Source organism: Pseudomonas sp. CNPSo 3701 (assembly GCF_028674975.1).
GTDB lineage: Bacteria > Pseudomonadota > Gammaproteobacteria > Pseudomonadales > Pseudomonadaceae > Aquipseudomonas > Aquipseudomonas straminea.
Genome location: NZ_JAQZSI010000002.1, coordinates 321,487 through 338,601, shown reverse-complemented (window position 1 = coordinate 338,601; position 17,115 = coordinate 321,487). Strand labels below are relative to the sequence as shown.

The 17,115-nt window shown below is 65.1% G+C and carries 14 protein-coding genes; 8 read left to right on the top strand and 6 right to left on the bottom strand.

The annotated features are described in order from the left end of the window. Positions 1 to 57 precede the first annotated feature (57 nt). From PVA39_RS08375 to PVA39_RS08340, 8 genes are all read left to right on the top strand, one after another. Complete coding sequence (locus tag PVA39_RS08375) at positions 58 to 840, top strand: SDR family NAD(P)-dependent oxidoreductase (protein WP_274123679.1); 783 nt, start codon at positions 58 to 60, stop codon at positions 838 to 840. Continuing rightward, positions 837 to 2,582, top strand: a complete 1,746-nt coding sequence (gene araD, locus PVA39_RS08370) for an L-arabinonate dehydratase (RefSeq protein ID WP_274123678.1) — start codon at positions 837 to 839, stop codon at positions 2,580 to 2,582. The genes PVA39_RS08375 and araD overlap by 4 nt, the downstream gene beginning before the upstream one ends. A gap of 19 nt (positions 2,583 to 2,601) precedes the next feature. Beyond that, positions 2,602 to 3,507: a 2-dehydro-3-deoxygalactonokinase gene (locus tag PVA39_RS08365; protein WP_274123677.1), complete on the top strand. Its 906-nt coding sequence runs from the start codon at positions 2,602 to 2,604 to the stop codon at positions 3,505 to 3,507. A gap of 2 nt (positions 3,508 to 3,509) precedes the next feature. After that, positions 3,510 to 4,397, top strand: coding sequence for an SMP-30/gluconolactonase/LRE family protein (locus tag PVA39_RS08360; protein WP_274123676.1), 888 nt, complete (start codon positions 3,510 to 3,512; stop codon positions 4,395 to 4,397). A 196-nt stretch (positions 4,398 to 4,593) separates the two neighbouring features. Then, positions 4,594 to 5,808, top strand: coding sequence for an MdtA/MuxA family multidrug efflux RND transporter periplasmic adaptor subunit (locus PVA39_RS08355; RefSeq protein WP_274123675.1), 1,215 nt, complete (start codon positions 4,594 to 4,596; stop codon positions 5,806 to 5,808). Then, positions 5,805 to 8,900: an MdtB/MuxB family multidrug efflux RND transporter permease subunit gene (locus tag PVA39_RS08350; RefSeq protein WP_274123674.1), complete on the top strand. Its 3,096-nt coding sequence runs from the start codon at positions 5,805 to 5,807 to the stop codon at positions 8,898 to 8,900. The genes PVA39_RS08355 and PVA39_RS08350 overlap by 4 nt, the downstream gene beginning before the upstream one ends. Next, on the top strand, positions 8,897 to 11,998 hold the full coding sequence (locus tag PVA39_RS08345) for an efflux RND transporter permease subunit (RefSeq protein WP_274123673.1): 3,102 nt from the start codon (positions 8,897 to 8,899) through the stop codon (positions 11,996 to 11,998). Before PVA39_RS08350 ends, PVA39_RS08345 begins: the two co-directional genes overlap by 4 nt. Then, positions 11,995 to 13,461, top strand: a complete 1,467-nt coding sequence (locus PVA39_RS08340; RefSeq protein ID WP_274123672.1) for an efflux transporter outer membrane subunit — start codon at positions 11,995 to 11,997, stop codon at positions 13,459 to 13,461. The genes PVA39_RS08345 and PVA39_RS08340 overlap by 4 nt, the downstream gene beginning before the upstream one ends. A gap of 99 nt (positions 13,462 to 13,560) precedes the next feature. On the opposite strand, the gene PVA39_RS08335 is transcribed toward PVA39_RS08340, so the two are convergent. From PVA39_RS08335 to tusD, 6 genes are all read right to left on the bottom strand, one after another. Then, complete coding sequence (locus PVA39_RS08335; protein ID WP_274123671.1) at positions 13,561 to 14,562, bottom strand: glutathione S-transferase family protein; 1,002 nt, start codon at positions 14,560 to 14,562, stop codon at positions 13,561 to 13,563. A 74-nt stretch (positions 14,563 to 14,636) separates the two neighbouring features. Then, entirely contained in the window at positions 14,637 to 15,632 is a 996-nt protein-coding gene (locus PVA39_RS08330; RefSeq protein ID WP_274123670.1) for a glycosyl transferase family protein, read from the bottom strand. Then, entirely contained in the window at positions 15,629 to 15,964 is a 336-nt protein-coding gene (locus PVA39_RS08325; protein WP_274123669.1) for a TusE/DsrC/DsvC family sulfur relay protein, read from the bottom strand. Before PVA39_RS08325 ends, PVA39_RS08330 begins: the two co-directional genes overlap by 4 nt. Then, a complete protein-coding gene (tusB, locus tag PVA39_RS08320) occupies positions 15,961 to 16,257 on the bottom strand; it encodes a sulfurtransferase complex subunit TusB (protein ID WP_274123668.1) in 297 nt (98 codons plus the stop codon). Before tusB ends, PVA39_RS08325 begins: the two co-directional genes overlap by 4 nt. After that, the gene (gene tusC / locus PVA39_RS08315; RefSeq protein WP_274123667.1) at positions 16,257 to 16,610 is read right to left on the bottom strand and encodes a sulfurtransferase complex subunit TusC; all 354 of its coding nucleotides are present in this window, start codon (positions 16,608 to 16,610) and stop codon (positions 16,257 to 16,259) included. The genes tusB and tusC overlap by 1 nt, the downstream gene beginning before the upstream one ends. 1 nt (position 16,611) lies before the next feature. After that, positions 16,612 to 17,004 (bottom strand): sulfurtransferase complex subunit TusD, encoded by a 393-nt coding sequence (tusD, locus tag PVA39_RS08310; RefSeq protein WP_274123666.1) that lies wholly within the window; start codon positions 17,002 to 17,004, stop codon positions 16,612 to 16,614. Between the last annotated feature and the right edge of the window lie 111 nt (positions 17,005 to 17,115).

Here is a 17,115-nt window from a genome sequence, read left to right as displayed (position 1 = left end):
GTACCGCGGGCGCCAGGCAAAGCCGGGCGCCGCGGGATGAACACGAGGTAACAGGCCATGAATAGCCACAATCAACCATCAGGCAAGGCGGTGTACGCCGACCTAGCCGGGCGCACCGTGCTGATTTCCGGGGGCGCCACCGGTATCGGTCGCGCGCTGGTCACTGCGTTTGCCAAGCAGGGTGCGCGCACCGCCTTCGTCGACATCGACGACAAGCACGGCAAGGCGCTGGCCAGTGAGCTGACGGAAGCAGGGCACCAGATGCTGTTCCTGCGTTGCGACATCACTGACGTGAAAGCCTACCAGGCCGCTATTCACAAGGTCGCCGAGCAGTTCGGGCCGATCACCGCGCTGCTCAACAACGCTGCCAATGACGTGCGCCACGCCCTGGATTCGATCAGCGTGGAGCGCTTTGACGAGCTGATCGCCGTCAACCTGCGCCACGCCACCTTCGCCACCCAGGCGGTGGTGCCGATGATGCGCCAGGCCGGTGGCGGCGCGATCATCAATTTCGGCTCGGTGGGCTGGATGATGGCCTCGGCCGGCTACCCGGTGTATGCCGCCAGCAAGGCCGCCACTCACGGTTTGACCCGTGGCCTGGCGCGGGACTTGGGCAAGGACCGGATTCGCGTCAACACCCTGGTGCCGGGCTGGGTGATGACCGAGAAGCAGTTGGCCATGTGGGTCGACGAAGCGGCCAAGGAACAGATTCGCCAGAACCAGTGCATGCCCGGCCAATTGCTGCCCGAGCATATCGCCGATATGGCGCTGTTTCTGGCATCCGACGCGGCGGCGATGTGCACCGCGCAGAATTTCATCGTTGATGGGGGTTGGGTATGAGCACCTTCAAACCGGCAGTCTGGCCGCGCAAGCTGCGCTCCACCGAATGGTTCGGCGGCAACTCGCGGGACCACATCTACCACCGCAGCTGGATGAAGAACCAGGGCTTGCCGGCCGACCTGTTCGACGGCCGCCCGGTGATCGGCATCTGCAACACTTGGTCGCAGCTCACCCCCTGCAACGCCCACCTGCGTGATCTGGCCGAACGGGTCAAGCACGGCATCTACGAAGCCGGCGGCCTGCCACTGGAGTTCCCGGTGTTCTCGCCGGGTGAGAGCTCGCTGCGCCCGACCGCGATGATGTACCGCAACATGGCGGCGATGGACGTCGAGGAGGCGCTGCGCGCCAATCCGCTGGACGGCGTGGTGCTGCTGGCCGGTTGCGACAAGACCACCCCGGCGCTGCTGATGGGCGCCGCCAGCGTGGACATCCCGGCCATCCTGGTGTCCGGCGGGCCGATGCTCAACGGCTGGTTCCGTGGCGAGCGGGTCGGCTCGGGCACCGCGCTGTGGCAGATGTCCGAAGACATCAAGGCCGGCAAGATGAGCCGCGAGGACTTCCTCGAGGCCGAGCAGTCGATGTCTCGCTCGCCGGGCTCGTGTAACACCATGGGCACCGCCAGCACCATGGCCAGCATGGCCGAGGCGCTGGGCATGGCGCTGTCCGGCAACGCGGCGATTCCCGCGGTGGACAGCCGCCGTCGGGTGATGGCGCACCTGACCGGGCGGCGCATCGTGCAGATGGTCAAGGACGACCTGAAACCCTCCGACATCATGACCCGTCAGGCTTTCGAGAACGCCATCCGCGTAAACGGCGCGATTGGCGGCTCGACCAACGCGGTGATTCACCTCCTGGCTATCGCCGGGCGCGTCGGCGTCGATCTGACCCTGGACGACTGGGACCGCCTGGGCCAGGACATCTCGACCATCGTCAACCTGATGCCCTCGGGCAAATACCTGATGGAAGAGTTCTTCTACGCCGGTGGCCTGCCGGTGGTGATCCGCATGCTCGGCGAGGGCGGCAAGCTGCACAAGGGCGCGCTGACCGTCTCCGGCGAAACCCTCTGGGAAGAGGTCAAGGACGTTCGCAACTGGAACGAGGACGTCATCCGCCCCGTCGACAAGGCGCTCACCGCCAAAGGCGGCATCGCCGTGCTGCGCGGCAACCTGGCGCCCCGCGGCGCGGTGCTCAAGCCTTCGGCGGCATCACCGCACCTGATGCAGCACCGCGGCCGCGCCGTTGTGTTCGAGGACATCGACGACTACAAGGCGAAGATCAACGACGAGAGCCTGGATATCGACGAAAACTGCGTGATGGTGCTGAAGAACTGTGGCCCGCGCGGTTATCCGGGCATGGCTGAAGTGGGCAACATGGGCCTGCCGCCCAAGGTGCTGCGCAAGGGCATCACCGACATGGTGCGCATTTCCGATGCACGCATGTCCGGCACGGCCTACGGCACCGTGGTGCTGCACACCACACCGGAAGCGGCGGCCGGCGGCCCGTTGGCGGTGGTGCGCGATGGCGACATGATCGAACTCGACGTAGACGCCCGACGCATCCATCTGGATATCACCGATGAAGAACTGCGCCAGCGCCTGGCCGAGTGGAAACCCACCGTCGAGGCACCAACCAGTGGCTACATCAAGCTGTTCCACGATCACGTCCAGGGTGCCGACAGCGGCGCGGACTTCGACTTCCTCAAGGGCTGCCGTGGCGCCGGCATTCCCAAAGACAGCCATTGAGAAGGAGAGGGCGGCGCACATGAGCGAGGTCAGCTGGATCGCCGTCGACTGGGGCACCACGCAATTGCGCGCCTGGGCGCTGTCGGCTGACGGTGAGGTGCTGCAGCACGCTGCGTCGGCGCGGGGCATGGGCAGTCTGGCAGTGGATCAGTTCGAAGGTGCGCTGCTCGAGCTGATCGACGGCTGGCTGCCGGTCGACCGCGTCACCGAGGTGGTCGCCTGCGGCATGGTCGGCGCCCGCCAGGGCTGGCGTGAGGCGCCCTATGCCGAGGTGCCCTGTGCGCCCCAGTCCATGGTGCGCGTGATCAACCCTGAGGTCATCGATGCACGTATTCGCGTGTCGATCATCCCCGGCCTGTGTCAGCGTTCGCCGGCCGATGTGCTGCGCGGCGAGGAAACCCAGATCGCTGGTCTGCTGGTCGAGTGGCCGGATTATCACGGGCTGGTCTGCCTTCCCGGCACCCACAGCAAGTGGGCCGAGGTGCGGGGTGGCAAGGTGCTGAGCTTCCAGACCTTCATGACCGGCGAGCTGTTCGCGCTGCTCAGCGGCCAATCGGTGCTGCGCCACGGCATGCAGGGCGATCATCCCTTGGATCGTTCGGCTTTCGACGTGGGGCTGCATGCCGCGGCCGAGCGTCCGCTGCTCGGCGCGCTATTCGGCCTGCGTGCCGAAAGCCTGCTCGAAGGGCTGGCCCCGGCTGCGGCGCGCTCGCGCCTGTCCGGTTTGCTGATCGGTCAGGAGCTGGCGGGATTGCCTGAACACTGGCAGGGCCTGCCGGTCTGTGTAATCGGCGATGGCGAGGCAGCCGAGCGCTATCGTCACGCCCTGGCGGTTCAAGGTATCAGCGCCCGCACCCTGGGCGCCGAACAGGTCACCCTGGCCGGCTTGGCGGCCGCCCACCAGCATATTCGAGGAGGCATCTAGACATGGCTGCGACCCCCCCCGTCAGCAATACCGCCCGTATCGCCGATTCCCGGGTCTGCACCCTGGGCGAGGGCGTGTTCTGGCATCCGCGGCGCGAGCAGCTGTTTTGGTTCGATATCCTCGGCAAGCGTCTGCTTAGCCAGCAGGATGGGCAGCCACTGGAATGGGCGCTCGACGAGAGGGCGTCGGCCGCCGGCTGGATCGACAGCGATCGCCTGCTGATGGCCAGCGAAACGGCGCTATCGATCTTCGATCTGCGCAGCGGCGCCCGCGAGCGGATCTGCGCTCTGGAAGCGGACAACCCGCTGACCCGCTCCAACGATGGCCGCGCCGACCCCTGGGGCGGTTTCTGGATCGGCACCATGGGCCTCGAAGCCCAGCCCCAGGCCGGCGCCATCTATCGCTATTACCGTGGCGAGCTGCGCCAGCTGTTCGCTGATATCACCATCAGCAACGCCATCTGTTTCTCGCCGGACCGGCGTTTCGGCTATTTCGCCGATACCGAACGCCAGCGCATCTGGCGCCAGGCGCTGGACAAACAGCATGGCTGGCCGAGCGGTGAGCCACAGCTGTTCATCGATGGCCGCGTCGCTGGCTTGAACCCTGATGGCGCGGTGGTAGATGCCTTGGGCCGGCTGTGGAACGCCCAGTGGGGCGCCTCGCGGGTCGCCTGTTACGACAGCAACGGTCAGTTCCTGCAGGCCGTGGCCTTTCCCGCCTCGCAGATCTCCTGCCCGGCATTTACGGGTCCGGATCTGTCGACCCTGGTCGCCACGTCCGCGCGCGAAGGCATGGAAGACGATCAGCTTGCCGCCGAACCCCACGCTGGCAAGTTGTTCGCCGTCGATATGCCGGCTCAGGGGCAGGCTGAGCATCAGGTCGTGCTGTAAGCGCAGGCCGCCTTTCAGGCAACACCAGGCAACATATCCGTAATGCCTGACGAGCCCGAAACAGAGGGGTTATCGGCAGCTGAGTAATGCATTTATCACTTAAATTCAGGTGTGAAGGTAAATAGCCGGTAAAGAGGCTTTGCTTCATGTCGAGGAGTGCTTATCGTTCACGCTCCTCACCCGAAGCGATTGGCCCATGTCTGAAGTAAATGCAGCGTCGAGAACCCCATCCTCCAAACGTCAGTGGCTTATCGGCCTGTTGTTGCTGGCATTGGTCATCGTGCTGATCTGGTGGTTCTGGCCGAGCAAACAGGAACCCAAGGGTATGACTGGCTGGGGCTTCGACAACGTACCGGTGCGCATCGCCCAGGTTGAGTCCCGTGATTTTCCCATCGTGCTCAAGGCCCTGGGTACGGTGACCGCCTACAACACCGCCAATGTACGTGCCCGCGTCGACGGTCAGCTGACCAAGGTGCTGTTCAAGGATGGCCAGCCGGTCAAGGCCGGTGACGTACTGGTACAGATCGACCCGCGCCCCTACGAGATCGCCCTGCAGCAGGCCCAGGGCACCCTGGCCGAGAACCAGGCCCAGCTGCGCGCCGCCGAGAAGGACCTGGCGCTGTACCGCGGGCTGTTCAAGGAAGACTCCATCGCCCGCCAGACCCTGGACACCCAGGACGCGCTGGTCAACCAGTACCGCGGCACCCTGCAGAACAACCAGGCGGCCGTGGCCAACGCCAAGCTGAACCTTGATTTCACCAAGGTGCGCGCGCCCATCGACGGCCGCCTGGGCATCCGCCAGGTCGACCTGGGCAACCTGGTGGCGTCCGGCGATACCGACCCCATCGTGGTGATCACCCAGACGCGGCCGATTTCGGTGATGTTCACCCTGCCCGAAGGCGAGCTGCCGAGCGTGCTCAAGCAGGTGCGCGCGGAGCAGAAACTGGTGGTGCAGGCCTGGGACCGCAGCGAGAAGCAGCAGCTGGCCGAAGGCGAGCTGGAGAGCCTGGACAACCAGATCGACACCGCCACTGGTACGGTCAAGCTCAAGGCACGCTTCGAGAACGCCGACGAGATGCTGTTCCCCAACCAGTTCATCAACACCCGCTTGCAGGTCTCGGTGCGCAACGACGCCCTGGTGGTGCCAATAGCCGCCGTGCAGTTCGGCGCCAGCGGCACCTTCGCCTACGTGATCGATGGCGAGGATAAGGTACAGGTGCGCAAGATCAAGGTCGGCCCCAGCGATGGCGAGTTCACGGTGATCGAGGATGGCGTCGCGGCGGGCGAGCGCGTGGTGGTCGAAGGTACCGACCGCCTGCGTGAAGGCAACAAGGTCGAAGTGATCGGCGAGGGTGCCAGCGAGCCACCCGCCACCGGGGAAGCCGCTCCGCGGGTGCGCAGCGCTCCATGAACGTCTCACGCCTGTTCATCCTGCGACCGGTCGCTACCACGCTGATCATGCTGGCGATCTTCTTGAGCGGTGTGATCGCCTACCGTTTGTTGCCCGTTTCGGCGCTACCCGAGGTGGACTACCCGACCATCCGGGTGATGACTCTGTATCCCGGCGCTAGCCCCGACGTGATGACCAGCGCCGTAACCGCGCCGCTGGAGCGCCAGTTCGGGCAGATGGCCGGCTTGCAGCAGATGTCTTCGACCAGCTCCGGTGGCGCCTCGGTGATCACCCTGCGCTTCAACCTGGAAGTGCAGCTGGATGTCGCCGAGCAAGAGGTGCAGGCGGCCATCAATGGTGCCACCAATCTGCTGCCGGGCGACCTGCCGGCGCCGCCGGTGTACAGCAAGGTCAACCCGGCGGACACGCCAGTGCTGACCCTGGCGGTGACGTCCAAGGAAATGCCGCTGCCCAAGGTCAATGACCTGGTTGACACGCGCCTTGCACAGAAACTGGCGCAAACCACCGGCGTCGGCCTGGTATCGCTGGCCGGTGGTCAGCGCCCGGCCGTGCGCATCCGTGTCAATCCCGAGGCCCTGGCGGCCTATGGTCTGAATCTTTCCGACGTGCGCACGCTGATCAACGCAAGCAACGTCAATCAGCCCAAGGGCAACTTCGACGGTCCGACGCGGGTGTCCCAGCTCGACGCCAACGACCAGCTGCGTTCGGCCGACGAATACCGCGACCTGATCCTCTCCTACGCCAACGGCGCGGCGCTGCGCCTGCGCGACGTGGCGGATATCGTCGACGGCGCCGAGAACCAGCGCCTGGCCGCTTGGGCCAACCAGAACAGCGCGGTTCTGGTCAACGTACAGCGCCAGCCGGGCGCCAACGTCATCGATGTGGTCGATCGCATCCAGGCCCTGCTGCCCAACCTGACCCAGGGTTTGCCGGCCAGCGTCGAGGTGACGGTGCTCACCGACCGCACCCAGACCATCCGCGCCGCCGTGCGTGACGTGCAGCACGAGCTGATGCTGGCCATTGCCCTGGTGGTTATGGTCACTTTCCTGTTCCTGCGCAAGGTATCGGCCACCCTGATTCCGTCGGTTGTGGTGCCGCTGTCGCTGATCGGCACCTTTGGCGTCATGTACCTGGCCGGTTTCACGGTCAACAACCTGACGCTGATGGCGCTGACCATCGCCACCGGTTTTGTGGTCGACGACGCCATCGTCATGCTGGAGAACATCGCCCGTCATCTGGAAGATGGCGAGACGCCGCTCAACGCCGCGCTCAAGGGGGCCAAACAGATCGGCTTCACCCTGGTATCGCTGACCCTGTCGCTGATCGCCGTGCTGATCCCACTGCTGTTCATGGCCGATGTAGTGGGGCGGCTGTTCCGCGAGTTCGCCATCACCCTGGCGGTGGCCATCCTGATTTCCCTGGTAATTTCCCTGACGCTGACGCCGATGATGTGCGCACGCCTGCTCAGGCACGAGCCGGAAGCGGAGCAGGGGCGCTTCTACCGCGGTGCTGGGGCCGTTATCGACCGCATGATCGAGCGCTATTCAGTGGGCCTGCGCTGGGTGCTGCGGCACCAGCCGCTTACCCTGCTGGTGGCCATCGGCACTATGGCACTGACCGTGGTGCTGTACCTGGCGGTGCCCAAGGGCTTCTTTCCGGTGCAGGACACCGGCGTGATCCAGGGTATTTCCGAGGCGCCGCAGTCGATTTCCTTCAGCGCCATGAGCGAGCGTCAGCAGCGCCTGGCCGACGTGATCCTCAAGGATCCGGCGGTGGCCAGCCTGTCGTCCTATATCGGTGTGGATGGCGACAACCCGACGCTCAATAGCGGGCGCATGCTGATCAACCTCAAGCCCCACGCCGAGCGTGACGTCAATGCCAGTCAGGTGATCGAGCGGCTGCGCCCGGAACTCGCCAAGCTGCCGGGTATCGAGCTGTTCCTGCAGCCGGTTCAGGATCTGTCCATCGAGGATCGGGTCAGCCGTACCCAGTTCCAGTTCAGTCTGGAGTCGCCGGATCCGGCGCTGCTGGAAACCTGGTCGACCAAGATGGTCGAGGCACTGCGTCAGCAGCCCGAACTCAGCGACGTGACCAGCGATCTGCAGAGCCGCGGCCTGCAGGTGTACCTGAACATCGACCGCGACATGGCCGGTCGCCTGGGCGTGAGCGTGGCGAACATCGACGACGCGCTATACGACGCCTTCGGTCAGCGGCAGATCTCCACCATCTACACCCAGGCCAGCCAGTACCGCGTGGTGCTGGAGAGCGCCAACGCCGGTAGCATCGGCCCGGCCGCGCTGCGCCAGATCCATGTGGCCACCGCTGATGGCGAGCAAGTGCCGCTGTCGTCCCTGGCCCATGTCGAGGAGCGCGCCGCGAGCCTGTTGATTAACCATATCGGCCAGTTCCCGGCGGCGACGCTGTCGTTCAACCTCAGCCCCGGCGTTGCTCTGGGCGACGCAGTGGCGGTGATCGAGCGGGTGCAGCAGGAAATCGACATGCCGGTCAGCTTACAGGTCAATTTCCAGGGCGCCGCCGAGGCGTTCCGCGCCTCGCTGTCGTCGACGCTGTTGCTGATCCTGGCAGCGGTGGTGACCATGTACATCGTGCTCGGCGTGCTCTACGAGAGCTACATCCACCCGATCACCATCCTCTCGACCCTGCCGTCGGCCGGCGTCGGCGCCTTGCTGGCGCTGCTGCTGACCGGTAACGACCTGGGGCTGATCGCGATCATCGGCATCATCCTGTTGATTGGCATCGTCAAGAAGAACGCCATCATGATGATCGACTTTGCCCTGGACGCCGAGCGCCACCAAGGCATGACGCCCCATGACGCGATCTACCAGGCGGCGCTGCTGCGCTTCCGGCCGATCCTGATGACCACCCTGGCAGCGTTGTTCGGCGCTATCCCGCTGATGCTCGCCTCGGGCTCTGGCGCCGAGCTGCGCCAGCCCCTGGGCCTGGTGATGGTAGGTGGCTTGCTGCTCAGCCAGGTCCTCACCCTGTTCACCACTCCGGTGATCTACCTGTACTTTGATCGCCTGGCCCGGCGTTTCAGCGGCCGCAGTGCGGCGGGCGTGTCAAGCGCATGAATCTCTCGGCACCTTTCATCCGCCGCCCGGTGGCCACGTTGCTGCTGAGCCTGGCGATCATGCTGCTCGGTGGTGTCAGTTTCGGCTTGTTGCCGGTGGCGCCGCTGCCGAACATGGACTTTCCGGTGATCACCGTGCAGGCCAGCCTGCCCGGTGCCAGCCCCCAGGTGATGGCCGCCACCGTGGCCACGCCGCTGGAGCGTTCGCTGGGCGCCATCGCCGGCGTCAGCCAGATGAACAGCAACAGCAGCCAGGGCAACACGCGGATCATGATCGAGTTCGATCTTGACCGTGACATCAACGCTGCGGCCCGCGAGGTACAAGCAGCCATCAACGCCTCGCGCGAGCTGTTGCCCAGCGGCATGCGCAGCATGCCCACCTACCGCAAGATCAATCCGTCCCAAGCACCGATCATGGTGCTGTCGCTGACCTCCAGCGTGCTCGACAAGGGCCAGCTGTACGACGTCGCCTCGACCATCGTCGGCCAGAAGCTGTCCCAGGTCACTGGCGTTGGTGAAGTGCAGATCGGTGGCAGTTCCCTGCCGGCCGTACGCGTGGCCCTGGAGCCGCGCCTGCTCGAGCAGTACGGCGTGGCCCTGGACGACGTGCGTTCGACCATCGCTGCCGCCAACGCCAAGCGACCCAAGGGCGCGGTTGAGGATGCCGGGCGTCACTGGCAGGTGCAGGCCAGCGACCAGCTGGAGCGCGCCGCCGACTACGTGCCGATGATTATCCGCTACCAGGACGGCGCGGCGATTCGCCTGGGCGATGTCGCCCAGGTCACCGACGGCGTGCAGGATCGCTACAACAGCGGTTTCTACAACGACAAGCAGGCCGTGCTGGTGGTGGTCAACCGGCAGAGCGGGGCGAACATCATCGAGACCGTCGCCGGCATCCGCGCCTTGCTGCCCGAGCTGCGCAGCGTGATCCCGGCCAGTGCCGATCTGGAAGTGGCCATGGACCGCTCGCCGGTGATCCGCGCCACCCTCAAGGAGGCCGAGCACACCCTGCTGATCGCCGTGGTGCTGGTGATTCTGGTGGTCTTTGCATTTCTGCGCCGCTGGCGCGCGGCGCTGATTCCCGCCTTGGCGGTGCCGGTGTCGCTGGTCGGCTCGTTCGCCGCCATGTATCTGCTCGGCTTCTCGCTGAACAACCTGTCGCTGATGGCGCTGATCATCGCCACCGGCCTGGTGGTGGACGACGCCATCGTGGTGCTGGAGAACATCAGCCGGCATATCGAGGCGGGGGAAACGCCAATGGCGGCAGCCTTCAAGGGCGCCCGCGAGGTGGGTTTCACGCTCTTGTCGATGAACGTCTCGCTGGTGGCGGTGTTCCTTTCCATATTGTTTATGGGCGGGCTGGTGGAGCGCTTGTTCCGCGAGTTCTCCATCACCCTGGCGGTGGCCATCGTCATTTCCCTGCTGGTGTCGCTGACCCTCACGCCAATGCTTTGCGCTCGTTGGCTCAAGCCCGAGCCTAAACATGAAGCCCGTGAACCCGGGCGGTTGGAGCGTATCGGCGCGCGCATCGTGCGCGGCTACGAACGTAGCCTGGACTGGGCGCTGCGCCACTCGCTGCTGATGCTGATCAGCCTGTTCGCGACCATCGCTCTGAACGTGTTCCTGTTCGTCATCGTGCCCAAGACCTTCATGCCCCAGCAGGACACCGGTCAGCTGATGGGCTTTATCCGCGGCGACAACGGCCTGTCGTTCCAGGTCATGCAGCCGAAGATGGAGGCCTACCGCCGGGCGATCCTCGCCGATCCGGCGGTGGAGAGCGTGGCGGGCTTTATCGGCGGTAATAGCGGCATCAACAACGCGATCATCATCGTGCGCCTGAAGCCCATCAAGGAGCGCGACATCTCGGCGCAGCAGGTGATCGACCGCCTGCGCAAGGAAGTGCCGAAGATTCCCGGTGGCCGGATGTTCCTGATGCCTGACCAGGACCTTCAGGTCGGCGGCCGCCAGGGGCGCAGTTCGGAAAACGAATACATGCTGATGTCCGACGACCTGGACGCGCTGCGCGAGTGGCTGCCCAAGGTGCGCGAGGCGTTACGCGCGTTGCCCGAGCTGACCGATATCGACGCCACCGAGGACGGCGGCGCACCACAGATTCGCCTGGTGGTCGACCGCGACGAGGCCAAGCGTCTGGGCGTGGACATGAGTCTGGTCACCGGCGTGCTCAACAACGCCTTCAGCCAGCGGCAGATCTCCACCATCTATGACGCCCTCAATCAGTACAGCGTGGTGATGGAGATCAACCCGCGCTATGCCCAGAGCCCTGAGTCCCTGGCGCAGATTCAGTTGATCACCGCCGACGGTGCGCGGGTGCCGCTGTCGGCCATTGCCCACTGGGAAAACAGTCTGGAAGATGACCGCATCAGCCACCAGGGTCAGTTCGCCGTGGAGAATATCGGCTTCTCCCTGGCCGAAGGCGTCAGCCTCGACCAGGCGACCCGCGCCATCAACCTCGCCGTGGCGCGTATCGCGTTGCCGACTGATGTGCAAGGCACCCTGGGCGGCACGGGCGGCGCATTCCAGCAGACCCAGAAGAACCAGCCGTGGATGATCCTGATGTCGCTGGTGGTGGTGTACATTGTGCTCGGCGTGCTTTACGAGAGCTACGTGCACCCGCTGACCATTCTCTCCACGCTACCCTCGGCGGGTGTCGGTGCGCTGCTCGCGCTGAAGCTGCTCAATACCGAGTTCAGCCTGATCTCGCTGCTGGGGCTGTTCCTGCTGATCGGCGTGGTGAAGAAGAACGCCATTCTGATGATCGACCTGGCGCTGCAGCTCGAGCGTCACGAGCATCTGAGCCCGGCCGAATCGATCCGCCGCGCCTGTTTGCTGCGCTTCCGGCCGATCATGATGACCACCCTGGCAGCGCTGCTCGGCGCCTTGCCGCTGATGCTCGGCAGCGCCGAAGGCTCCGAGATGCGCCAACCGCTGGGCATCACCATTGTCGGCGGGCTGATTCTCAGCCAGATCCTCACGCTTTACACCACGCCTGTGGTCTACCTCTATCTCGACCGCTTGCGCCACCGGGTCAACCGCTGGCGCGGCGTGCGTACTGATGCCGCTCTGGAAACGCCTCTATGACCTTTGCCCCTCGAACCCTCTGTCTGCTGGCGCTCAGCATCGCCCTGGCCGGTTGCGCCGTCGGCCCGGACTACCAGCGCCCGGATATCGACACGCCTGTCGCCTTCAAGCAGGCCGAAGGCTGGAAGGCCGCCGTGCCGGCCGACGCCCTGGCACGGGGCGCCTGGTGGGAGCTGTATGGCGATGGCGAGCTGAATGCGCTGGTCGGTCGCCTGAACGTTTCCAATCAGAATCTGGCCGCCTCCGAAGCCCAGTACCGTCAGGCCCGCGCCTTGCTGCGCAGCGGCCGTGCAGCGTTCTTCCCGACTCTGTCGACCAGCGCTGGGATGACCCGGGCCGGGCAGGGCGGCGGTGACAGCACGCTGCGGACTTCGGACGGCATCGCCATTGGCGGCGGCAGCTCGTCGAGCATCAGCAAGAACTACGATCTGAGCCTCAACGCCAGCTGGGAGCTGGATGTGTGGGGCAATCTGCGCCGTGGACTGGAATCCAACCGCGCCGCCTTCGAAGCCAGCGCGGCCGACCTCGCCGCTGTGCGTTTGAGCCTGCAGTCCGAACTGGTGCAGAGCTATCTGCAATTGCGTGTACTGGACGAGCAGCAGCGCCTGCTCGACGCTACGGTCGCGGCTTACCAGCGCTCGCTACGGCTGACCGAAAACCAGTATCGGGCCGGCATCGTGCCGCGCTCGGACGTCGCCCAGGCCATGACCCAGCTGCGCAGCACCGAAGCCCAGGCCATCGACCTGCAGTGGCAGCGCGCGCAACTCGAACATGCCATTGCCGTGCTGATCGGCGTGCCGCCGAGCGAGGTCAGCATCGCCCGCCGCGATAGCCTGCCGACACTGCCTGAGGTGCCGGCCAGCGTGCCTTCGCAATTGCTGGAGCGTCGCCCGGACGTAGCCGCTGCCGAGCGCCGGGTGATCGCCGCCAACGCCGAAATCGGCGTGGCCAAGGCTGCCTGGTTTCCTGACCTGACCATTTCTGCCACGGGCGGCTACCGCGGCAGCAGCTTCGCCGACTGGATCAACCTGCCTAACCGTTTCTGGTCGGTGGGCCCGCAACTGGCCCTGACCCTATTCGACGGCGGCCGGCGCAGCGCCGAGAGCGAACGGGTCGAAGCGGCTTACGACCAGACCGTCGCCCAGTACCGCCAGGCGGTGCTCGACAGCTTCCGCGAGGTCGAGGACTACCTGGTGCAGCAGCGGGTTTTGAGCCGCGAAGCCGAGGTGCAGGGCCAGGCGCTGGAGTCAGCGCGCGAATCGCTGCGCCTGATCGAAAACCAATACCGTGCAGGCACCGTGGACTACAACAGCGTGGTCAACGTGCAGGCCACGGCGTTGAGCAACGAGCGTAACGCCCTGACCCTGCTCGGCAGCCGCCTGACCGCCAGCGTGCAACTGATCGCCGCGCTTGGCGGCGGCTGGGATGTGCAGCAGCTCGAGGAAGTTGAGAAGTCAGAGTGAACCGTAGCCTGGGTTAGCCGCAGGCGTAACCTGGGATCATTGCTCAATCGTGGGGAAGAGCCCGGGTGTCGCTGCGCTCGACCCGGGCTACGTCTTTGATCAAGTGTGGCGATAGACGCCTTTGCCCGGCAGGCGCTCGCGGTCGTGGGGCGCGTCGAAGTCCAGTGCCGGGCCCTTGGGCACGATGCCGGTCGGGTTGATGGTCTGGTGGCTGGCGTAGTAGTGGTGCTGGATGTGCCGCATGTCCACGGTCGCCGCCACCCCGGGCCACTGGTAGAGTTCGCGCAGCCAATTGCTGAGGTTCGGGTAATCGGCGATGCGCCGCAGATTGCACTTGAAGTGGCCGTGGTACACGGCGTCGAAACGCACCAGGGTGGTGAACAGCCGCCAGTCGGCTTCGGTCAGGTGCTCGCCAGCCAGATAGCGCGATTGCCCCAGGCGGGTTTCCAACACCGTCAGCTCATCGAACACTTCATCGAAGGCTTCTTCATAGGCCTCCTGGGTGGTGGCAAAGCCGGCTCGGTATACGCCGTTGTTGACTGCCGGGTAGATGCGCTCATTGAGCGCGTCGATTTCACCGCGCAGATGCTCGGGGTAGAAGTCCAGGCGGTTGCCGGTAATGCCGTCGAACGCAGAGTTGAACATGCGGATGATTTCCGCCGATTCGTTGCTGACAATACGTTGCTGTTGTTTGTCCCACAGCAGCGGCACGGTGACGCGGCCTGTGTAGTCCGGGTCATCTTGGGTGTAGCGCTGGTGCAGGAAGGCAAAGTCGTCCAGAGCGTCGCCACTGGAGCCGTGTTCGCGGTCGAAGGTCCAACCGTTCTCGCGCATCAGCCAGCTGACCACCGACACGTCGATCAGTGGCTCGAGGCCCTTGAGGCTGCGCAAAATCAGCGTACGGTGCGCCCAAGGGCAGGCCAGCGAAACATAAAGGTGATAGCGACCGGCTTCGGCGGCGAAGCCACTCTCTCCGGACGGCCCGGCCGAACCGTCGGCGGTGATCCAGTTGCGGCGTTGGGCGTTTTCGCGCTTGAAGCGCCCGCCCGCGCCCGTGTCATACCACTGGTCGTGCCATTGGCCTTCGATCAGCAAGCCCATGTCGTTTTCCCCCGTTTCAGTCGATGCCTGGAGTCTACTCAGTCAGCTATCGACACAAGCCTTAAAAACCGGGTTCAACGAATCGGCTGACTCGATAGGTGGCGCGCCTGCCAGCGTTTTTCCGCCTCCGCAAACGCGGCTTCGCGCTGCAGGCCAAGCCCGCGCAGGGCCAGCGCCATGGTGGCGATGATCGCCAACTGGCCATAGGCATCTTCGGCTTCGCCGCGCCACACGGCTTGCAGATGAGCCGGATCGAGACGCTCGGGTTTTACGTGGCGGCGCTCGGAGAGCATCGGCCAGTCTTCGTCCCAGTTCTCGCCGTTCTCGGTGCCATACAGATGGCAGACGGCATCCGGGTTCAGCTCGATCTCACCACCGTCACCCTTGACCACGATGGCGTGATCGCCGAGCAACTGGCTGGCCTCGCGGTGCACGGCCTGATAACCGGGGTGGAAGATGCTCTGCAGGCCGCAACGCGCCGCCAGCGGATTGAGAATGCGCGCCAGCGAGTGGATTGGTGAGCGCAGGCCCAGTACGTTGCGCAGGTCGATCATGCGCTGCAGGGCCGGCATCCAGTCGCCCAGCGGCATGAAAGCCAGGTTGCGGTGCTCCAGATTGCGCGAAACCTCGTCCCAGTTGCGACACAGCGGGATCTCCAGCTCGCCAAGCAGTTGCTCGCTGTACAGCCGCCCGGCGGTGTGCGCGCCGCCGCCATGCATGAAGATGCGCAGGCCGCTGTTCGCCAGGGCTTTGCCGGCGAGCAGGAACCAGGGCAGATGGCGCTTCTTGCCGGCGTAGGTCGGCCAGTCGAAATCGACCTGGATGGCGGGCGCAGCCAGGCGGGCACGCACCGCTTCGGTAAAGCCGGCCATTTCCTCGGCGCTTTCCTCCTTGTGGCGCAGGAGCATCAGAAAAGCGCCGAGCTGGGCGTCCTCGACCTTGCCGTCGAGGATCATGCCCATGGCCTCCCGGGCTTCTTCGCGGGTCAGGTTGCGCGCGCCGCGCTTGCCCTTGCCGAGGATGCGCACGAAGGCGGCGAACGGGTGTTCTTCGGGTGTGACGAGGTTCATAGGCAATTGGTCGGCTTGGGCAGGCCCGCCAGCTTGGCGGCGAGTTTGGCGGGTGCGCCGTTGAATAGGCGATTGAGGTGCAGACTGTTGCCCTTGTCCGGCCCCAGCTTGAGGGCGACGTACTTGATTAGCGGGCGATTGGCCGGCGACAGCTGAAACTCGGCGTAGAAAGCGCGCAACAGCTCGAGGATTTCCCAGTGTTCAGCGCTCAAGTCCAGCTGCTCACGGGCAGCCAGCGCGGCGGCCACCTCGCCGGACCAGTCCTGCAGTTCGAGCAGGTAGCCGTCCTTGTCCAGTTCGATGCTGCGGTCGTTGACGATCAGGGCGCTCATAACCAGGTGTTCACCTTGCTGAACTGGCAGGCGAGGGCGACAAAGCCCGGATAGTCGACCTGCTGGATATCTACCGCAGGCTTGAGCCCGCGGGCCTGGATGTCTTCGGCCAGGGCATACAGCGCGACGCCCTGCAGCGCTGCCAGCGCTTCGGCGTGGTGGGTGCCCGGTCGTGCGGCGTAGGTAGCGTCGCCGCACAGCAGCAGGCCATCGCCATTGCCCAGCAGGCGCAGGCAACTGCTCAGGCTGTCGTCGCTGAACGGGGAGCTGGAGATAACGTGCAGCGTCTTCATCACAGGGTGATCACCTGGTCGTAGCGGTCGATAAGGGCGCGCAGACCGTCGGTGTCCAGGCGCTCGACGGCCAGCGAGGTGTCGCTCAGGCCGCGCTGCGCCAGGCTATGGGCACAGGCATACAGCGCTTCGACGCCGAACATCGGCAGGGCCTGCAGATTGGCGGTCAGATCTTTCTGCTGCACGGCCTGAGGCGCTTGCCCGACAGCCAGTTGCAGCACGCCGTCATCGAGAAACAGCAGGCCGATGGGCAGGTCGAAGGCGCCACCGGCCAGGGCGATATCCAAGGCTTCGCGGGCGCCGGTGCCGTTCCAGGGCGCCTGGCGGCTGATGATCAGCAGGGATTGACTCATCTCAGTCACCTCCGAAACAGATCAGCCGGTCAGCCTCTTGCGCCGCTTCGTGCAGCTGGCCCAAACCGGAAAGTACCCAGGGCGCGGGCAGGTTGGCGGCTTCGCGTTCGTAGCGACGCGCCTCCTGCTCATCCAGCACGCCACGGCGCAGTGCAGCAGCTATGCATACCACACCGTCGAGCCCGTTGCTGGCGACGAGTTCGCGCCACTGGCGCGCGACGTCGGTTTCATCCTGAGGGCTGACGATGTTGCCGGAAGCGCTGTACACGCCGTCGGCGTAGAAGAACAGGCGCGAGATCTCATGTCCGCTCTGCAACGCGGCTTCTGCGAAGCGCAGGGCGCGGCGGGAGGAGGGCGCCGAAGGCGGCGAAAACAGGGCAATGGCGAATTTCATGAACGGCCTGGTGCTGGAAACAGGGCGCCATGATAAAGCCTGGGCGAGGGGGACAGAAATGAAAAAGCCCATATCCGTGGATATGGGCTTTCGGTAACGCAGCGCGAGCGG